An 18,184-nucleotide genomic window follows, 5' to 3' on the forward strand; every position below is an offset into this window, starting at 1 on the left:
GCCACGGCGGGCGGCGGACCCGCCGCCACCGCAGCGGTCGCCGCCGCCCGCGCCGGTGCTGATGCCGCCTTCGCCGGGGTCCTCGGAACGGATGAGGAAGGGGACTGGATCATCGCCGGCCTGCAGGCCGAAGGGGTGGATACCTCCGCCGTAGTCCGCGATCCGGGCGTCAAAACCGGTGCCAGCGTAATCGTCGTCAGCAAGCGATCCGAAAGCCGCGCCATCGTCACCCGGCCCGTACCGCCGGTCCGCTTCCCCGCCGACGGACGCTTCCGGGAACTGCTCGACGCCGCAGCGTGGGTCCATGTGGACCACCTCGGCTGGAACGCCGTCACGGGCATCCCCAACCTGACCCTCAGCGTCGACGCGGGCAACCCCATCCCCAACTTCAGCCCGCGCGGCGTGGCCCTCTACGTCCCCACCGTTGAGCGCCTGCAGGCCGTGTACGGCGCGGACCTGCCGGTTGAGTCGCTGCTCCAGAAAGCGATCGACGACGGCGCCACCGCCGTCGTCGCCACGGCCGGCGCGGACGGCGCCTGGGTTAGGGCCGGCAGCTCCGAGGCGGTGCACGTACCGGCGACACCTGCCGATATTGTCTCCACTCTCGGCGCCGGCGACGTCTTTCACGGCGCCCTGCTGGCCGCAGTCGCGGCCGGCAGGCCCCTCGTCGATGCCGCAGCCTACGCCGGCCGGATTGCCTCCGCCTCCTGCGCCGGACTGGACGGCCGCTCGGCCATCCCGCACGAAGTCCTCACCACCATTCTTGCCTCAAACCACACCGCCTAGCTGAAAGAAGCAGCCCATGACCCCCACAGACCTCTCACCCCTCCAGCGCCCCTCAGGCGCCTTCGCGATGCTCGCCGTCGACCAGCGCGAAGCCATGCGCAACATGATCGCCGAACACCAGGAGACGCCGGTCACCGACGAGGACCTCCGCGACTTCAAGCTCGAAGCGGCCCGCATCCTCAGCCCCTACGCCTCCGGGGTCCTGATTGACCGGCAGTTCGCCCTGGACCAGGCCATCGAGGCTGGGGTGGTTGACCCGGCCTGTGGTCTCATCGCTTCAGCTGACCACTTCGAATCCGCGCACGGCGAACTGGTGGGCGAAGTAACCATCGACCGACTGGTTGATCCGCATAAGTACGCCGCCCTGGGCGTAAAAGCACTCAAACTGCTCGTGCTTTACCGCCCGGATGTGCCCTCCGAGGGCCGGGTGCAGATGGTCCGGGAGTTCGTGGAACTGTGCAAGTCCGCAGGACTGATCAGCATCATCGAACCCTTATCCCGCAAACCGCTCTCCGGGGAAGATTTCGACTGGAACGCCGGCATCCTGGCCGCCGCCAAGGAACTGGGAGGCCTCGGAGCGGACCTGTACAAGGCCGAAGTGCCGTTCCACGGACAGGCCCCGGAAGAAGAGGTACGGGCCGCCTGCGCCGAACTGACCCGGGCCATCGACGGCCCGTGGGTTATCCTCTCCTCCGGCGTCCCCGAGGACGTCTTCCCCGACGCCGTCCGGTGGGCCTGCCTCGAAGGTGCCAGCGGCTTCCTCTCCGGACGCGCCGTGTGGGCCTCCTGCATCGGCTCCCCCGACGTCGTCACTTCCCTCTCCACCGACGCCGTCCGCCGGCTGCAGCACCTCTGCGCCGTCGTGGACGACGTCGTCGCTTCCCAGCGGACCAACGCATGAGCAGCACCGGCGCCAAGAAGCGCGTACTGATGATCGCGACGGCGCGGCCCACCTTCGTGGTGGACGTCGCCGCCCGCTACGCCGCGGCCGCCCGCGCACTGGTTGAGGAACTGGGCGCCGAGGTTTTCGGCCCGAGCGAGCTGGTCATGACCCCCGAGGACATCGACGCCGCCCTGCCGTACCTGCAGGAGGACTTCGACCTGGTGGTCAACGTCTGCGCCAGCTTCTCCGACGCCTCCCCGGCACTGGCCCTGTACGCGGAGCTGGAGCAGCCGGTGCTCCTGTGGTCCTTCCGCGAACCGGGACCGGTGGGAGACAGGCTCTGGCTGAACTCGCTGTGCGGGTCCAACCTGTACGCCCACGCCCTGGTCCGCGCCGGCAGGAGCGTCCGGCTGATGTACGGGAACCCGGACGAGGCCACCGTGGCGGATGTCCTGCGGAACGCCATCAACGGCACGCTGCCTTCCGGCACCTCCCTGGCACCGGTGCACGGCGAACGCGCCAAGGATATGGAAGCCGTGGGCGCGTCATTGCTGGGCATGAAAGGCCAGCGCCTGGGCCTCGTGTCCGAGGCTCCCCCGGGCTTCACTCCCAGCCAGTTTGATCCCGACCTGCTGGACAAGCTCTTCGGACTGCAGGTGGAGCAGCTCAGCATCGATGAGATGTTCGGCAAGATCGACGACGTCGCCCCCGCCCAGTGCGACGCCGAGCAAAAGTCCGCCCGCGCCGCGCAGCCCAGCCTGGATTCCGTGAACCCGGAGGAGGTCGCACGGTCCGCCGCCACCACAGTCGCCATGCGCGAATGGGGAGCTGCCAAGGATTTGTCCGCGATCGCCGTCCGCTGCTGGCCGGAATTTCCGACCCAGCGCGGGGTCTGCCCTTGCTCCTCACTCTCACGCATCGCAGACGAAGGCACCCCCACGGCCTGCGAGCGCGACGTGTACGGCGCCGTGACCATGCTGCTGATGCAGTCCCTGGGCTCCGGCCCCACCTACCTGGTGGACACCGTGGACCTCAATACCGAGAACAACAGCGTGCGGCTCTGGCACTGCGGCTCGGCGGCTACTGCCCTGGCGGCCGATCCGGCCGAGGCCACCCAGTTCACCCACTGCAACCGCAAAATCGGCGTTGCCGGCAACTTCCCGCTGAAGACCGGACCGGTGGTCATGGCCCGACTGACCGAGAACAACGACGGCGGTGGCGGACTCCGGCTGCTCATCGGCGCCGGAGAATCAATCCCCGCGCCCAACCACTTCCAGGGCAACACCGCGGAAGTCCGGCTTGACGTGGACGCCAGTTCGTTCGTGAACTCCCTGGTGGTGGGCGGGTTCCCCCACCACACCGTCCTGGCTTGGAAGGACATCCGTCCCCAGCTCCGCACCGCGGCTGACCTCCTGGGGATCCCCGTCACCGAGTGGTGACACCCCCCACCAGCTGGCAACAAGGCAACGCAAACACTCAACGAGGAGATTATTGTGAGTCAGATTTCACGCAGGCAGGCACTCTCTGTTCTCGGAGCCATTGGCTTCGGTGCTACGGCGGCGGCTTGCGCGGGCCCCGGTGGCAGCACGGCACCGGGCGGCAGCGCCGGCGCCGTTGCCCCGTCCGCCGGGAACATCACCGGCAAGGTGTCCTTTGCGCACTGGCGCGGTGAAGACAAGGTGGTGTTCGACGAGCTGATCAAGCGATTCGCCGCCCTCCACCAGGGCGTCGAAGTCGCGCAGGATATTTCCACCTCCAACGACTACAACGCGCAGGCACTGCAGAAGCTGCGCGGCGGTTCGATCGGCGACGCGTTCGCCACCTTCCGCGGGTCCCAGTTCAACAACTTCACCCAGGCCGGAATCTACACCGATCTGAAGGACAGCAAGGCGGCGTCCAACTATCAGCCGGGCCTGCTCGCCGCCGGCAAGTCCGGGAGCAGCCAGCTTGGCCTCCCCTACCAGGTGGTCTTCCCGATGCCCATGGCGAACGTGGACCTGTTCGACAAGGCGGGGGCAGACACCGCACCCAAGGACTGGCGCGCCTTCCTGGCGATGTGCGAAAAGCTCGCAGCCTCCGGCGTTATCCCCATCTCCTGGCCCGGCGGCGACGTCGGAAACGGCGGTCAGCTGTTCAACTGCATGATCGCCAACAATGCCCCCGTTGACGACATGTGCGCCCAGATCGAGCAGGGCAAGCTCAAGTGCACGGACGACTGGTTCCTGAAAATGCTCGGACAGTACAAGGACCTTGTCCCATACCTGCAGCCCAACGCCACGGGCACCGCGGTGGAGCCGGCGCAGAACCTCTTTTCCCAAGGTAAAGCCGCGATGCTGGCCACAGGCTCCTACCACATCGCCGCCGTCCGCGGCCTGGGCGCCAAGTTCCCCATTGAGCTGGTCTTCCCCAACACCTCCACCGGCGGCAACGCCAAGTACGAGGGCGTCTACAACGCCACGTTCATCCTGGGCGTCAACGCCGCCAGCAAGAACCAGGCAGCCGCAGCCGCGTGGATCGATTTCCTCTCCGAACCGGAAAACGCGGCTTACTACGCCAACCAGACGGCCCAGCACGTGTCGGTGGACAAGGTGGACTACACCAACCCCGACCTCAAACGGCTGAGCCCTTGGCTCGGGAAGAAGACGGCACTGGCCGCCAGGTTCCAGTTCCAGAACCTGGACGTCCGCAACGCCGTGGAAGCCAGCGCCACGGCGGTCATCTCCGGCACCAGTCCGGAGCAGGCAGCGGAGGCCGCCCAGAAGATTGTTGACGAACGGCTATGAGCATCCATCCCGGAACGGCTGCGAAGACGAGCGCACTGGACAGCCGTCCCGGCGCCCCCGACCCAAAGGCGCGCCGCCGTTCACCCACCCGGGTCAACCCGGCTCTCTACCTCTTCCCGCTGCCCGCCGTGGCCATCACCGCGTTCTTCCTGGTGATGCCCACGCTGCAGGCCTTCCAGTACGCCGTCACGGACTGGAACGGCTTCTCCGCCGCGTTCAACTACGTGGGCATGGACAACTTCATCCGCGCGTTCACCAAGGATTCGCTCTTTACCAACGCGCTGACGAACAACCTGAAGTTCGTGCTCCTGGTGGTGGTGGCGCAGACAGTGTTCTCGCTGCTGCTCGCCCTGCTGCTCACCAAGAACTCGCGCGGAAGCATCCTCCTCCGCGCTCTCTTCTTCTTCCCCACCATCCTGTCCTCCGTGTCCGTGGCGTTCATCTGGAAGTTCATTTATGACCCGAACTTCGGACTCGCCAACTCGGTACTCGGGGCCGTCGGCCTGGAATCCCTGCAGGGGTCCTACCTGGGGAACAACGTGCAAGCGCTGTACTGGGTGGCAATGACACAGGTCTGGTTCCACGCGGGACAGATGATGGTTGTTTTCATCGCCGGGCTGCAGGCCATCCCGCGGGAACTCTACGAAGCGGCTGAGATGGACGGCGCCGGCAAATGGCAGCAGTTCAAGTCGATCACCTGGCCGTTCGTGGCACCCGCCACGTCCATCGTGGTGGCCTACACCACCGTCCAGTCGTTCAAGGCGTTCGACCTGATCCTCGGTATCGCCGGCAACCCGCCGAAAGCGTCACTGGACATCCTCTCCACCCGTATCTACAGCACTTTCGCCAACTCGGAGTTCGGCTACGCCGCTGCCCAATCGATCATTTTCATGGCGATGATCGCCCTGGTCACCTGGTTGCAGCGCCGGTTGCTCCGCCTCACCCCGAAGGGGGAATGACAGCATGTTCTCGTCAATAACCCGCCGCGGAATCCTCGCGATCTACGCGGTCATCATCATCGTTCCGCTGACCGTGGTGGGGTTCGGCAGCTTCAAGTCCACCCAAGAGCTCTTCGAGGGGCCTTTCAGCCTGCCGCAGTCGCTCTCCCCGGCCAACTACGCCGAGGTTATCGGCGGCCAGGACCTTGGTTCGTCCTTCATGAACAGCGTCATCGTCACCGCCATTTCCGTGCCGCTCACCTTGTTCCTTGCCAGCCTCGCCGGCTACGCCGTGTCCCGACTCAGGGGCTTTATGTCCTGGGGCATCTTCGGCTTCCTGGTCCTGGGCATGGCGATCCCCGCCCAGGCCAACATGGTGCCGCTCTACGTATTGTTCGGACGGCTCGGCCTGCTGGACAGCCTCACCGGCTTGGTAGTGGCCAATGTGGTTTCCTCGCTGCCGATCGCCGTCTTCATCCTGGGCGGGTTCATGCGGACCCTGCCCAAGGAGCTCTTCGAGGCGTCCTCTATTGACGGAACCGGGCCGTGGCGGACCTACGTGTCCATAGCCCTTCCCCTGTCCGCACCGTCAGTGGCTGCCGCCGCAATCTTCCTGTTCGTGATCCACTGGAACGAACTGCTGTACCCGCTGCTGTTCATCCAGTCCCCGAGCCACCGCACCCTGCCGCTGGCACTGCTCAGCTTCCAAGGCGAGTTCCAGACCAACTATCCGCTGCTGTTTGCCGGTGTCATCCTGGCCTCCCTCCCTGTGGTGGTGGCGTACGTTTTCCTGCAGCGCTACTTCGTTGCCGGGATCACCGCCGGAGCAAGCAAGGGATGAGCGCAGCATGCCTCCCTTGCAGCTGGGAAGATCAGCTCGCCTCTCTCCGCCGGTTGGCCGCGGCGCACAGTGCCAACACCGTCGTTCTCCGGGACCCGCTGAACCTTTCGTGGTTCACGGGTGCCCGGTGGCACGTGCCGCAGACACTGAACATGTCCTGCTTCGATGTCGTCATCTCCGGCCTGGGAGGACCACAGGCATCTGAGGAGGTGCGGATCGTGACGAACGCCATCGAGGCGCCCCGGCTGCGGGACACGGAGTTCCTCGACCGCCCGGTGGAATTCGACGTCGTGGGCTGGACCGAAGACCGGTCCGTCCTGCTGCCCACCGGCCCCGGTGTCCTGACGGACCAGCCCACCGGAATGGGCGCCAACAGCATAGACGCACAGGCGCTGCTTGCCGCCATCCGCCGGGTCCTCACCCCCGGGCAGCAGCACACCCTCACCGACCTGTGCGCCGACCTTGCCCGGATCACCGGACGGGTCGTGGCCGCCATCAGGCCAGGCGAATCCGAGCAGCACGTTGCCGGCCAACTGGTGGCAGCACTGCTGGACGAAGGCATCGAGACAGTGGCCCTGTTCGTCGGCTCCGACGAACGGATCGGCGCACACCGCCACCCCCTTGCCACGGCTAAGCCGGTGCAAGACCGGGTGATGGTGGCCTGTTGCGGCCGCCGGAACGGCATGGTGGGAACAGTCACCAGGATGGTCTCTTTTTCACCGCTGGAGGCCGAAGCCGCCACGTACAACGCGCTACTGCGGGTGGAACAGGCCTTCCTTGACAACAGCACGCCCGGTGCCGTCCTCAGTGAGGTTTTCGCCCTCGGGGCAGCCGCCTACGGAGAGAACGGCTTCGATCCTGCGGAATGGCGTCGGCACCACCAGGGCGGCCTCACCGGGTTCAACCCGCGCGAGCTGATAGCGAGCCCGCGCACCAACCTTGAACTGTCTGAGGGCATGGTGCTGGGCTGGAACCCGTCCGGAGCAGGGTTCAAAGTTGAGGACACCGTGCTGGTCACCGCCAACGGACCCCGGATCCTCACCGTCGATGACGCCTGGCCCACGCTGGCCGTGGGTGGCCAGCCCCGCCCCGCCGTGCTTGAAATTCACTAGCCCAAGAAAAGAGAACCTAAACGTGAACCTCAAATCAGCCCGACACCTGGTGAACGGCACCTGGCAATCCGCCGACAACTCAAGGGACGTTGTCGATCCCGGAAATGCCCTCACCATCGGTGAAGTAGCCTGGGGAACAGCTGACGACGCCGTCAAGGCTGCCGACGCCGCCGCCGACGCGTTCGAGTCATGGTCCCAAACCACCGTGCGGATGCGGGCCGACCTGCTCCGAAATGCAGCGGACCTCCTCGCCGAACGGCGCGACGAACTCGCTTACACCCTGGCCCTGGAGGCCGGAAAAAGGCTCCCCGAAGCTCAGGGTGAAGTGGACTTCTCCGTCGAGTATTTCCGCTGGTTCGCCGAGGAAATCCGCCGCTCCACGGGCAAGGTCAGTCCCCCTGAGATGCAGGGACGTCGTCACCTCAGCCTTCGCAAACCTATCGGGGTTGCCCTGAGTCTCACACCATGGAACTTCCCGGTGTCCATCCAGGCCCGCAAACTGGCTGCCATGCTGGCTGCAGGCTGCACCGTGGTGGGACGGGTCTCCGAAAAGGCGCCGCTCGCGGCCACCGGGTTGTTCGAGGTCCTGCACGACGCCGGGTTCCCCGCCGGCGTCGTGAACGTCGTCCATGGGCCCTCCCGGGACCTGACCGCGGCCCTGGTCCGGCACCCGGCCGTGCGGGCCGTCAGTTTCACGGGTTCCACCGGGGTGGGAAGGCAGATCATGGCGATGGCGTCCGATCGCCTGGTCCGGCCCCTGCTGGAACTGGGCGGCAACGCGCCGTTCATCGTGTTCGAAGATGCCGACCTGGATGCTGCGGTAGACGGCGCCGTTCTTGGAAGGCTCCGCAACACCGGGCAATCCTGCGTTGCTGCCAACCGCTTCCTGGTCCACGAGAGCATCGCCGAGGAATTCGCGAAAAAGCTCGGCGCGCGGTTCGATGCGATGTCCATCGGGCACGGCGTTCCCGACGACGGTTCCGCCGTTCCGGATCTTGGTCCGATGATCGACGCCGAGCGGGTGTCAGCCGTGCAGGCCCTGGTGGACGACGCCGTCGACCAGGGTGCCCGGCGGATCACCCAACGGACGGAAGTGCCCGGCGGCGGGGCATTCATGGCCCCTGCGCTCCTGATGGACGTACCGGAAGACGCCGCCCTGGTGACCGAGGAGGTCTTCGGCCCGGCAGCCGGTATTGTCACGTTCGCCTCGGATGAGGACGCCATCCGGAAAGCAAACGCCACCGAGATGGGGCTCGCAGCCTATGTCTGGACCACCGATTCCAAGCGTGCCTGGAACGTTCCGGAGCGGCTGGAAGCAGGCATCGTGGGAGTCAATGATCCACTGCCGTCCGTGGCATTCGCGCCGATGGGCGGAGTCAAGCAATCCGGCCTCGGCCGGGAAGGATCAGACCTGGGCATCGCAGAGTTCGAGGAGGTCCAGTACGTGGCCTGGAGGCCATAAGTGCTGACCACCGGACTGGTTCTGGCCGCCGTCGTCATGGGCGCCGGGATGCAGCGCATCACTGGCATGGGTTTCGCCCTGGTGGCCGCCCCTTTCCTGGTCCTGCTCCTCGGACCAGTGGAAGGTGTGGTGCTGGTGAACCTATGCGGAGCCGTGACAGCAGGCGCCATCATCTTCCGGGTGGTCCGGGACATCGACTGGCGCCGCTATGCAGCGCTGGCCGCAGCGGCGCTCCTCGGCATCATCCCGGCGGCGTTCCTGATCAGGCTGATCCCCCCGGCCGTCCTGGAAATCTCGATCGGCGTCCTTCTGGCAGTCGGGCTGACCGTCCTGCTGGCGCTGAAATCGGCGAAGCTGCCAACCCGTCGCCGCTATCTCTGGACCGCCGGAGGGCTGAGCGGATTCATGAACACGGCAGCGGGCGTGGGCGGGCCAGCGGTGAGCATGTACTCCATCGCCACCGGCTGGAATCACCGTTCGTTCGCGGCCACGATGCAACCCTACTTCTTCACCATCGGATGCTTCTCGTTGGTTTCCAAGGCGATTACGGCTCCCGACACCTTCCCCGTCCTCCCGTGGGGCATGTGGCTGGCTGTAGCCATCGCGTGCCTCGCGGGACTGGTTCTGGGCGACGTCACTGCCAAACACGTCCCCGCCAGGACTGCCCAACTGCTGCTGATAGTTCTCGCCTACCTTGGCTCAGCCGCGACTATTGTGCGCGGTGTCCTGGACATCTTGGCCTAGGCCAGCGCATCCATCCCCTTCACCTCCCGTACCAACCGATACCCCACCCACCGAGCCGGGACGGCTCACGAAAGGAATTCCATGTCTGCCCTCTCCCCCGAAGAAACAGTTCTTCGAGTTTCGACCGCACGCAACGAGCCCGTGATCCTCAAACTGGAAGGAGGCGCAGCCGTGACTCTACGAGTGGAAGTTGACAGCAACTGCACGTGCAATGCGGGCTCAACCCCGCGCGCCGGTTCCTACATCGACCGCGACCTCACGCTCGCATAGCGGACGGGTGCGGGCATTCGCCGGTCCTTACCAAGTTCTCCACCGGAACAGCCGTTGCGCTATCACTCTTAGCCGTCTTCAGCGCTCAGAACGGCCATAAGTGATAGCGCAACGGGAGCGCAGGCAGGCCCTGTCGCGTCTTCCGGCAGGGTGGGAAGCGTGACAAAGTGGCCGACATGGCAGATTTCAGTCAGCCCGATGACCGCCGTGGCGCAGAATTCGTCGACGTGAACCTGCGGGGAGCGCGGTTCGTCCGGTCCGACCTGTCCGGCGCGGTGATGCGCGGCGTCGACGTGTCCGGGGCAGACATCGATGCACCCTGGCTGTTCGATGGCGGGAACTTCCTGCGTGTCAACGGCGTCGATGTGGTCCCCTTCGTGGAGGCTGAACTCAACCGCCGCTTTCCCGGACGCGCCGAAAGGCGCGCTGGGGATCCGGATGGTCTGCGTGCCGCCTGGGCCGCGCTTGAGCGGACCTGGTCGGCGACGCTTGAGCGGGTCGCGGCGATGCCGGCTGGCACGGTCGATATCTCGGTGGATGGTGAGTGGTCCTTCGCCCAGACACTGCGCCACTTGGTCATGGCCACCGACACGTGGCTTCGCAAGGCGATCCTGGAGGTCGAACAGCCGTACCACCCCATTGGCCAGCCGAATGTGGAGTACGGTACCGACGGTTACGACCTGTCGGTCTTCGCTTCGGCCGCTCCCTCGTATGAGGAAGTGCTTGACGCCCGGGCTGGCCGGCAAGCCATGGTGCGCGCCTATCTCGCCACCGTGAGCCAGGACCAGCTGTCCCTGGCCCGCCGGAATCCCTGGGCCCCGGGGCAACCGGAGGCTGTCCTCTCGTGCCTGCACACAATTCTCGACGAGGAGTGGGAGCACCACCGCTACGCCATCCGTGATTTGGAGGCCATCGAGGCCGAATCACACCTATAAAGCTGCCGATGGCAGACGATCGGCGCTGAACTGTTCACCCGAGATCCAGTTCCCCGAACCCGGCAGTCCACCTCACCTCCCTAGGGTTGTCGGGTCGCCGGCGCAGCGCCGGCCACCGCCACCCAGGAGGAACCACCACCATGCGCACAGTCCTGACTGCCGCGGCCACCGCCGCGCTCATCGCCGCCCTGGCGGGCCCCGCCGTCGCCGCTTCACACACCGAAGCCGGCTCCGCGCCGTCCTCGCACGCCCCCGGAACTGGTGCCGAAAAGGCAACAACCCTCAAGACCAACGAGAGCAACGGGTCCTTTGACCTGCAGGCACACCGCGGAGGCCGCGGCGAGTGGACCGAGGAATCCCTGGCCGCCTTCGCCCACTCGCTGAAGCTGGGCGTGAGCACCCTGGAACTGGACACCCACCTGAGCTCTGACGGCAAGACCATCGTCTGGCACGACGACACCATCCAGGCCGACAAGTGCCAGGACACTGCGCCGGCCACGCCGGGCGACGCCGCCTTCCCGTACGTCGGCGACCGGGTGGCCGAGCTCTCGCTCGCCCAGATCAAAACACTTAACTGCGGTTTCACCCAGCTCAAGGGGTTCCCGGAGCAGGACGTGATCGAGGGCAACCGGATCGCCGAGCTCAAGGACGTGTTCCAGCTGGTGCGCGACGCCGGCGCCCAAAAGGTCCGCTTCAACATCGAGACCAAGGTGGAGGACGGAAAGTCCGGCGGGGAGGGCATGGTGGCCTTGACCAAGGCCGTGGTTGCCGAGATCCAGGCCTCCGGCATGGCGGACCGCAGCACGGTGCAGTCCTTCGACTGGTCCTCGCTGAACCTCACCAAAAAGATCGCCCCGGAACTGCCGCTCGTTGCCCTCTCCAGCGGCGACGCCTGGCTCGAGGTCGGCCAGCCCGGCGCCAGCGCCAACCTCGGCGGGATCGACATCGACACCTACGGCGGATCCCTCGCCAAGGCCGCCGCAGCCCAGGGCTACGACGCCATCTCCCCCGCCTTCAAATCCGTCACCCCCGCAATGATCGCTGACGCCCACGGGCTCGGCCTTCCGGTCATCCCCTGGACCGTCAACACCACCGCGGACATGAACCGGCTGATGGACCTCGGCGTGGACGGCATCATCAGCGACTACCCCACCCGCCTGCGCACCGTCATGGACGAACGCGGACTGAAGCTGCCGAAGGCCTACCAGCCCAAGGTCTAGCAGAACGACGACGGCGGGCGGCCGCGTCACGGCGCCGCCCGCCGCCGGGGGTTGCCTGCGGGTGGGTGGCAGTCAGGTTCATCCCTCGCGTGCGCAGGCACCCGACTGCTACCGTGGCAGCACAGATACTGTTCGTCCGCTCATCGAGGAGCACCCCATGGCGCGCACAACCCGGACCGCCGACGACAGCATCCGCCGTCTTCGCCCCTACAACCTTGTGGCAGGCGCTCTTCATCTGGTCCAGGCCATCGGCTTTGCGGTCATCCTCACAATGCTGAGCACCCAGGTCACGTTCGGTGTAACCGCGGACTACCTGGCGGGTCCTCCCGGCTTCCCAGTTCCACCTGAGCGCGTGGAGCTTTTTGCCGTCAATGTGGGTGCCGGGGTTGTTGTGTTCCTCGCCCTCTCCGCGCTGTTCCACTTCGCTGTGGCGTCGCCGCTGTTCTTCCCGCGCTACGGTGCCGGGCTCAGGGCGAACCACAACTACTTCCGCTGGGTCGAATACTCACTCAGTTCGTCCGTGATGATCTGGCTGATCGCCCAGACCACAGGGATCACCGATATCGCCGCACTGTTCTCAATCTTCGCCATTAATGCCGCGATGATCGGTTTCGGGGCGCTGCAGGAAAAATACGAGAAGCCTGGCAGCGGCAATTTCCTGCCTTTCATCTTAGGGTCCCTGGCCGGGGTGGTGCCCTGGATCGTGATCCTGGTGTACTTCTTGTCCCCTGGGTCGGCTGGCACGGTGGAGCCGCCCGCCTTCGTCTATGGCATCATCATCTCGTTGTTCCTGTTCTTCAACACCTTCGCGATTAACCAGTGGCTCCAGTACCGCCAGGTGGGTCCGTGGCGCGACTACCTCCACGGCGAGCGGGTCTATATCACTCTCAGCCTCATCGCCAAGACAGCGCTCGCATGGCAGGTCTTTTCGGGCGCCATCATCCCGGCTTTGACCGGCTGACAACCGCACCGCGCGGTGTTCACATCCTGGCCAGCGCTCCGGTGGATTTCAGGAGAATACGGCGATGCCGTAAACCGCGAAGGCCACGAGATGGGCGGCGCCGTGCGTTGATGTCACCTTTTTGGAGGCAAGCGTGGTCACCGACAGCATCAATGTGACGCCGAGGAGTAACAGGTTGGCCGGGGACTCGGCGAGCACGATTGTCTGACCGGTGAGGGCGCCGATAATGAGGACCACGGGAATGGTCAGACCGACCGTGGACACCAAGGCGCCGTGACATAGATTGCTGACGCGCTGAATCTCGCCCTGCAGCGCTGCTCGCACCGACGTGATCGACTCGGGCAGGAACACGATAATGGCGATCAGGATGCCGGAAAGGGCCGCCGGTGCACCGACGCGGCCGAGCCCGTCGTCCAGGAGCGTGGCCATGTCGTGGGAGAGCACCACGATGGGCAGGACCGTCACGATAAGCAGCGCGATCCGCAGCACTACCTCGGTCCGGTGCTCGGCGATGACCTGGGTGACGCTTTGGCGGGACTGCTCGGTGGCGGCGTTGCCGCGGATGCCCGGGCCGGCGGCGAAGCGTGGATCGACTTCCCGGAAGTCGTCGGCTTGCCTGCCCATCTGTCGGTAGAGGAAGAAGGCGTAGAGGGCCAGGGTCAGCACGATGATGGGGATTTCCTGGCCGGGAGCGTAGGAGCCGTCGCGGCCAATCAGGGCCGGCAGGGCGAAGGCCAGCGAGAGGAGAACGACGAGCATGGCGAGATAGGAGGAGGTACCGGTGCGGTTGTGGCCCAGATTGCCGTGTTTGATCGCCCCGACGAGAAGAGAAAGCCCGATCACGGCATTGAGTATGATCATCGATACGGCCATCACCGAGTCCCGGGCGATCGTGGTGTGCTCCCCGGGCCCGAGCATAACGGCGGAAATGAGCACCACCTCGATCAGCACGATCGAGAGGGTGAGGACTAGGGAGCCGTAGGGATCACCAAGCCGGTGGGCGAGGTGTTCGGCCTCATGGACCACCCCAAAGGCGCAGACCAGAACCACCCCGACGATGAGCACAAGTGCAGGGATCAGCAGTGGCGTGGGGACGGGTGGCTCAAGCAGGAGACCGGCAAACACCAACCCGACGACGGCGCCCCAGCCGACCACGAGGCGCATTATGGCGGCAGGCGTGAATATCGATCGCGCAGTAGAAGAAACCACGGGTTGAACCCCATTCCACGGGCCGTCCCGGCGTGGATCGAGACGAACGGGCTGTCCTGTCCGAAGCGCTGGTGTCGCGCTCTGCCGCTCATGCTACAACAGGACGGCGGGCCGGCAGGTGCCCCAGGCCAGCGTGATTCACACCCCCGGCGTTCCACCGGCTAAACTGATGTTGTTTATCCAACATTTTATGTTTGCATTAGCAACCGCGGGGAGCGCCATGGACATGTCAGCGTCATTCAAAGCCTACGACGTGCGGGGCATCGTCGGGGAGAGCATCACAGCAGAGAGCTGTGAGGCTGTTGGAGCGGCCTTCGTTGACGTTTTGGGGCTCCGCGGACAGTCGATCTTCTGTGGCGGGGACATGCGTCCGTCCTCTCCCGCCTTCACGGCGGCCTTCGCGGCCGGAGCCACCAAGCGCGGCGCCGACGTCAGGGACGTTGGCCTGATCTCCACCGACGAGCTCTACTACGCGTGCGGCGCGTTTGATGCAGCCGGCGCGATTTTCACTGCGAGCCACAATCCTGCCGAATACAACGGGATCAAGATGGCCCAGGCCGGAGCCGTCCCCGTCTCCTCGGAAACCGGGCTCAATGAGATCAGGGACCTGGCCCAGCAGTACCTCACCGAGGGAATTCCGGGAGACGTGTCTCCCGGGAGCATTGTGGCATTCGACATTCTGAATGGCTATGCGGAAAAGCTTCGCTCACTGGTGGACCTCGGCAGCATCCGCCCCCTCAAAGTCGTGGTGGACGCAGCCAACGGCATGGCCGGGCTGACTGTCCCGGCAGTCCTCGGGGACCAGATCCTCCCGGCGCTGCCCCTCACAGTGGTGCCTCTGTACTTCGAGCTGGACGGCACTTTTCCCAACCATCCGGCAAACCCCCTGGACCCGGATAATCTCCGCGACCTGCAGGCCGCCGTCGTCGAACACGGTGCGGACCTCGGCCTGGCCTTTGACGGAGACGCGGACCGCTGCTTTGTGGTGGACGAGAAAGGCCAGCCGCTGACGCCGTCCGCCATCACGTCGCTGATCGCCGTCCGCGAGATTGCACGTGCAAGAACCGCCGGCGCGGCGGAACCAGCCGTCATTCACAACCTGATCACGTCAAAGGCGGTACCCGAGTTCATCACGGCCGCCGGCGGGCGTCCGGTGCGCACCCGGGTCGGGCATTCCTTTATCAAGGCCCGGATGGCCGCGGAAGGCGCCGTGTTCGGCGGCGAGCATTCGGCGCACTACTACTTCCGCGACTTCTATAACGCCGATACCGGGATGCTGGCCGCGATGCATGTGCTCGCCGCCCTGGGTGAGCAGCCGGTGCCGCTCTCTGAACTCGGCCGGGAATTCGAGCCGTACACGGCCAGCGGGGAAATCAATTCCTCCGTGGAAGGCGTCGCCAGCACCGTAGCCCGGGTCCACGCCAGCTTCGAAAGTCTCGGCGGCGTCGTCGTGGATCAGCTCGACGGCCTGAGCATTTCCTCCGAAACAGGCGATTGGTGGTTCAACGTTCGCGCCTCCAACACTGAAGCGCTGCTGCGGCTGAATGTCGAAGGCAAGGACGCGGCAACCATGCAGCGAGTGCGGGACAGCGTCCTGGAACTGATCCGCCGCTAAAGCTGGGAACCACAATAAAAGGGTGCCGGGCCCTTGAGGCCCGGCACCCTTTCAGCACCAGCGAGCGCTGTCGAAGCGACTTCACTTCGTCCCGGCCGTCACCGCGCCACGATCAGTTTGACGGATGCGGCCCGCAGCGCAGCTTCAATTTCCCGCGGCGGCGGAGCGTCCGTCACAAGAACATCGACCGCGTCAAAGGCGGCGAGCCGCGCCAACGCGTACCTGAGCATCTTTTGCCGGGTCGCCACCACCACCACTTGCTCGGCGGAGTTCATCAGCGCGAGCTTGGTGGCACGTTCCACATCCCGTTCGATGTAGAACCCCTCGTCGTGGATCCCACTCACCCCGATGAACGCGGTTTTTGCCCGGAGCCCCGCCACGGCCGCAACTGTCATCTCCCCGTTGAACGCCTGGCTGTCCAGAAGTAGCTCCCCGCCAAGACAAATGGTCCGCGCCGACGTGAGCTGCAGGCACCGCTGGATGGCCGGGGCCGAATGCGTGATGATGGTGCCCGCGAACAGCGCGGGGAGCTCCTGCGCGATCTGGTACGTTGTGGTGCCGGCATCCAGGATGATGGCGTCGCGCTCCCCGATGAGGGAGACGCAGGCACGTGCCACCCGCTGCTTGCCGTCCGCGTTCTCACGGACCCGCGCGGCAAAATCAGCGTTCTGGCCGGCTCCGTCGACCGCGCTCACCCCGCCGTGCACCACCCGGACCAGCCCGCGCTGCGAGAGCTGGCGCGTGTCCCGGCGTACCGTCATGTCCGACACTGAAAATGTCTGGGCAAGGTCGGTGGTGGAGATGAACCCCCGACGCTCCAATTCATCCAGTATGGTGCGCTGTCGGGGCGTCAGCGGCGCCTCTTCACTTGAGATGCTCATGTCCCCTTCTCCCTGTGTCCCTTGGCCGGACGATCTGGCCCGGCGGGAACTTCGCTGCACGCACTAATGTACTTCGTGAACTTACGAACTAGCTGACGGCGCTGCCGGCATTGAGGAGCTCAACCGGGCGCCCTTCAACGATGGAGCGCTCGGCAGCCAGGCCCATGCGCACCGACTGCAGTCCATCCGCAACGGTGACTTCCACCGGCCCCTCGCCCAGGATGGCCTTGCGGTAACCAAGGTGCTCGTAGTATGTGGAGCCGTGATGGGCGCCTGCCGCGAGCACCGCTTCGTCAACCGGGACCTCGTGGGATTCGGGACCAAGGGGTGAGCGCGGGCTGAATTCCACCACGGCTTCGGACTCATCGCCCTCGATCCAGTGGTTGGCCGCCACAGGAATGAGGCACTCGATCTTGCCGGCATCGCCCACGATGGAGATCCGCTCCTGGAACTTGGATCCTTCGGCGAACATGGACAGCTCCAGCATGGCGCGCCGGCCGCTCTTGAAGTCCACCACGACATAGGCGTTGTCGATCATGTCCGAGACGCGGCCGTCGTACAGTTCGTCCATGTGATTGACGTCGTGGCCGCCGCTTGCGTAGATGCGAGTGGGCTCGTCCTGGAGGATCAGCCTCATCAGGTCGAAGAAGTGGCAGCACTTCTCCACCAGGGTTCCGCCCGTGCGCTCGTTGAAGCGGTTCCACGCATCCACTTTGTGCAGGAAGGGGAACCGGTGCTCCACGATGGACAGCATGAACACGTTGCCCAGCTTGCCGCCGTGGGCTGCCTGGATGATCTCCTGCACAGGGGGCATGTAGCGGTACTCCATGGCCACCCAAACGGGTGCGGAATAGCCCGCGGCGAGGGACTCAAGTTCATCCGCCTGTTCGGCCGTGGTGCAGACCGGCTTCTCCACCAGCACGGGAAGCTTCACCTGGCTCGCAAAGATGTCTTTCAGGATCTCCAGGTGCGTGTCGTTCGGGCTCGCGATGATCAGCGCATCGACCAGGCCTGAACCCAGGAGTTCCCGGTGGTCCGGAAACGTCGTCACCTCATAGCCGATCTCCGCCACGGTCTCCTCGAGCGAGGACGGCTGGGGATCCGAAACCGCGGTAATCAGGCTTCCGGGGATCAAAGCAAGGTTGCGGACGTGTTCCCGGGCCATGTGGCCGGCGCCGATGAGTCCGTAACGAATCGTCCGGACCGATTCCGAAGTGTGCAATGACATGAGCTGCTCCGTTTCTCTACGTTGAGTATGGGATCGCGTCGCATCCCAAACACAACTATACAGAAAGTGTTGTTATTCCAACATGGCGTGTGTATATTTCTTCATTACAACCGGAACTACAACGAGGTGGAACGTGTCCCAACCGTCAACCGGAACCCTGCTATTCATAGGCTGCGCAACTCTTGACTCCATTGCCCTGGTCCAGGACTACCCCGCGGAGGACAGCCGAACTGTGGCCACCGACTTTGCCACGGCGGGCGGCGGACCCGCCGCCACCGCAGCGGTCGCCGCCGCCCGCGCCGGTGCTGATGCCGCC

At 65.2% G+C, this 18,184-nt stretch carries 16 protein-coding genes and 1 pseudogene; 14 read left to right on the plus strand and 3 right to left on the minus strand.

Translation table 11 applies throughout. The features are described from left to right. From BJQ90_RS02550 to heR, 12 genes are all read left to right on the plus strand, one after another. Positions 1-786, plus strand: a 786-nt coding sequence (locus BJQ90_RS02550; protein ID WP_226758745.1) for a carbohydrate kinase family protein, incomplete at its 5' end; no start/stop codon positions are given. A 16-nt stretch (positions 787-802) separates the two neighbouring features. Next, positions 803-1,687, plus strand: a complete 885-nt coding sequence (locus tag BJQ90_RS02555; protein ID WP_226758746.1) for an aldolase — start codon at positions 803-805, stop codon at positions 1,685-1,687. Beyond that, positions 1,684-3,108 carry a hypothetical protein gene (locus tag BJQ90_RS02560; protein ID WP_226758747.1) on the plus strand — a complete coding sequence of 475 codons (1,425 nt, stop codon included), beginning with the start codon at positions 1,684-1,686 and terminating at the stop codon, positions 3,106-3,108. The genes BJQ90_RS02555 and BJQ90_RS02560 overlap by 4 nt, the downstream gene beginning before the upstream one ends. A gap of 54 nt (positions 3,109-3,162) precedes the next feature. Beyond that, on the plus strand, positions 3,163-4,452 hold the full coding sequence (locus tag BJQ90_RS02565; RefSeq protein ID WP_226758748.1) for an ABC transporter substrate-binding protein: 1,290 nt from the start codon (positions 3,163-3,165) through the stop codon (positions 4,450-4,452). Further along, positions 4,449-5,411 carry a carbohydrate ABC transporter permease gene (locus tag BJQ90_RS02570; RefSeq protein WP_226758749.1) on the plus strand — a complete coding sequence of 321 codons (963 nt, stop codon included), beginning with the start codon at positions 4,449-4,451 and terminating at the stop codon, positions 5,409-5,411. Before BJQ90_RS02565 ends, BJQ90_RS02570 begins: the two co-directional genes overlap by 4 nt. A gap of 4 nt (positions 5,412-5,415) precedes the next feature. Continuing rightward, entirely contained in the window at positions 5,416-6,231 is an 816-nt protein-coding gene (locus BJQ90_RS02575) for a carbohydrate ABC transporter permease (protein WP_226758750.1), read from the plus strand. Further along, on the plus strand, positions 6,228-7,343 hold the full coding sequence (locus BJQ90_RS02580; protein WP_226758751.1) for a M24 family metallopeptidase: 1,116 nt from the start codon (positions 6,228-6,230) through the stop codon (positions 7,341-7,343). The genes BJQ90_RS02575 and BJQ90_RS02580 overlap by 4 nt, the downstream gene beginning before the upstream one ends. 22 nt (positions 7,344-7,365) lie before the next feature. Continuing rightward, a complete protein-coding gene (locus BJQ90_RS02585) occupies positions 7,366-8,805 on the plus strand; it encodes an NAD-dependent succinate-semialdehyde dehydrogenase (protein WP_226758752.1) in 1,440 nt (479 codons plus the stop codon). Next, entirely contained in the window at positions 8,806-9,549 is a 744-nt protein-coding gene (locus BJQ90_RS02590) for a sulfite exporter TauE/SafE family protein (RefSeq protein ID WP_226758753.1), read from the plus strand. 446 nt (positions 9,550-9,995) lie between these two features. Beyond that, a complete protein-coding gene (locus BJQ90_RS02595; RefSeq protein WP_226758754.1) occupies positions 9,996-10,754 on the plus strand; it encodes a DinB family protein in 759 nt (252 codons plus the stop codon). Between the two features lie 140 nt (positions 10,755-10,894). Further along, the gene (locus BJQ90_RS02600) at positions 10,895-11,974 is read left to right on the plus strand and encodes a glycerophosphodiester phosphodiesterase family protein (RefSeq protein WP_226758345.1); all 1,080 of its coding nucleotides are present in this window, start codon (positions 10,895-10,897) and stop codon (positions 11,972-11,974) included. Between the two features lie 157 nt (positions 11,975-12,131). Further along, a complete protein-coding gene (gene heR, locus BJQ90_RS02605) occupies positions 12,132-12,935 on the plus strand; it encodes a heliorhodopsin HeR (protein ID WP_226758755.1) in 804 nt (267 codons plus the stop codon). A 48-nt stretch (positions 12,936-12,983) separates the two neighbouring features. Here heR and BJQ90_RS02610 read toward each other — a convergent pair whose 3' ends face one another. Next, positions 12,984-14,099: a calcium:proton antiporter gene (locus BJQ90_RS02610; RefSeq protein ID WP_226758759.1), complete on the minus strand. Its 1,116-nt coding sequence runs from the start codon at positions 14,097-14,099 to the stop codon at positions 12,984-12,986. 235 nt (positions 14,100-14,334) lie between these two features. On the opposite strand from BJQ90_RS02610, the gene BJQ90_RS02615 reads away from it, so the two are divergent. Next, positions 14,335-15,759: a phosphomannomutase/phosphoglucomutase gene (locus BJQ90_RS02615; RefSeq protein WP_226758756.1), complete on the plus strand. Its 1,425-nt coding sequence runs from the start codon at positions 14,335-14,337 to the stop codon at positions 15,757-15,759. 98 nt (positions 15,760-15,857) lie between these two features. Here BJQ90_RS02615 and BJQ90_RS02620 read toward each other — a convergent pair whose 3' ends face one another. Further along, on the minus strand, positions 15,858-16,640 hold the full coding sequence (locus BJQ90_RS02620) for a DeoR/GlpR family DNA-binding transcription regulator (protein WP_226758757.1): 783 nt from the start codon (positions 16,638-16,640) through the stop codon (positions 15,858-15,860). A gap of 88 nt (positions 16,641-16,728) precedes the next feature. Beyond that, positions 16,729-17,868: a Gfo/Idh/MocA family protein gene (locus tag BJQ90_RS02625; RefSeq protein ID WP_226758758.1), complete on the minus strand. Its 1,140-nt coding sequence runs from the start codon at positions 17,866-17,868 to the stop codon at positions 16,729-16,731. 133 nt (positions 17,869-18,001) lie between these two features. Here BJQ90_RS02625 and BJQ90_RS02630 point away from each other — a divergent pair. After that, positions 18,002-18,184 (plus strand): annotated as a pseudogene (locus BJQ90_RS02630) (ribokinase); the annotation flags it as partial.

Origin of the sequence: Arthrobacter sp. SO3 (assembly GCF_020532825.1) — a bacterium.
Lineage (GTDB): Bacteria > Actinomycetota > Actinomycetes > Actinomycetales > Micrococcaceae > Arthrobacter.

Excerpts from the sequence above, each read along its gene's own strand:
- BJQ90_RS02615 (WP_226758756.1), top strand. The coding sequence starts at position 14,335 with ATGTTTGCATTAGCAACCGCGGGGAGCGCCATGGACATGTCAGCGTCA.
- heR (WP_226758755.1), top strand. The coding sequence starts at position 12,132 with ATGGCGCGCACAACCCGGACCGCCGACGACAGCATCCGCCGTCTTCGC.
- BJQ90_RS02625 (WP_226758758.1), bottom strand. The coding sequence starts at position 17,868 with ATGTCATTGCACACTTCGGAATCGGTCCGGACGATTCGTTACGGACTC.
- BJQ90_RS02610 (WP_226758759.1), bottom strand. The coding sequence starts at position 14,099 with ATGCGCCTCGTGGTCGGCTGGGGCGCCGTCGTCGGGTTGGTGTTTGCC.
- BJQ90_RS02595 (WP_226758754.1), top strand. The coding sequence starts at position 9,996 with ATGGCAGATTTCAGTCAGCCCGATGACCGCCGTGGCGCAGAATTCGTC.
- BJQ90_RS02580 (WP_226758751.1), top strand. The coding sequence starts at position 6,228 with ATGAGCGCAGCATGCCTCCCTTGCAGCTGGGAAGATCAGCTCGCCTCT.
- BJQ90_RS02560 (WP_226758747.1), top strand. The coding sequence starts at position 1,684 with ATGAGCAGCACCGGCGCCAAGAAGCGCGTACTGATGATCGCGACGGCG.
- BJQ90_RS02620 (WP_226758757.1), bottom strand. The coding sequence starts at position 16,640 with ATGAGCATCTCAAGTGAAGAGGCGCCGCTGACGCCCCGACAGCGCACC.
- BJQ90_RS02570 (WP_226758749.1), top strand. The coding sequence starts at position 4,449 with ATGAGCATCCATCCCGGAACGGCTGCGAAGACGAGCGCACTGGACAGC.
- BJQ90_RS02575 (WP_226758750.1), top strand. The coding sequence starts at position 5,416 with ATGTTCTCGTCAATAACCCGCCGCGGAATCCTCGCGATCTACGCGGTC.
- BJQ90_RS02600 (WP_226758345.1), top strand. The coding sequence starts at position 10,895 with ATGCGCACAGTCCTGACTGCCGCGGCCACCGCCGCGCTCATCGCCGCC.
- BJQ90_RS02555 (WP_226758746.1), top strand. The coding sequence starts at position 803 with ATGACCCCCACAGACCTCTCACCCCTCCAGCGCCCCTCAGGCGCCTTC.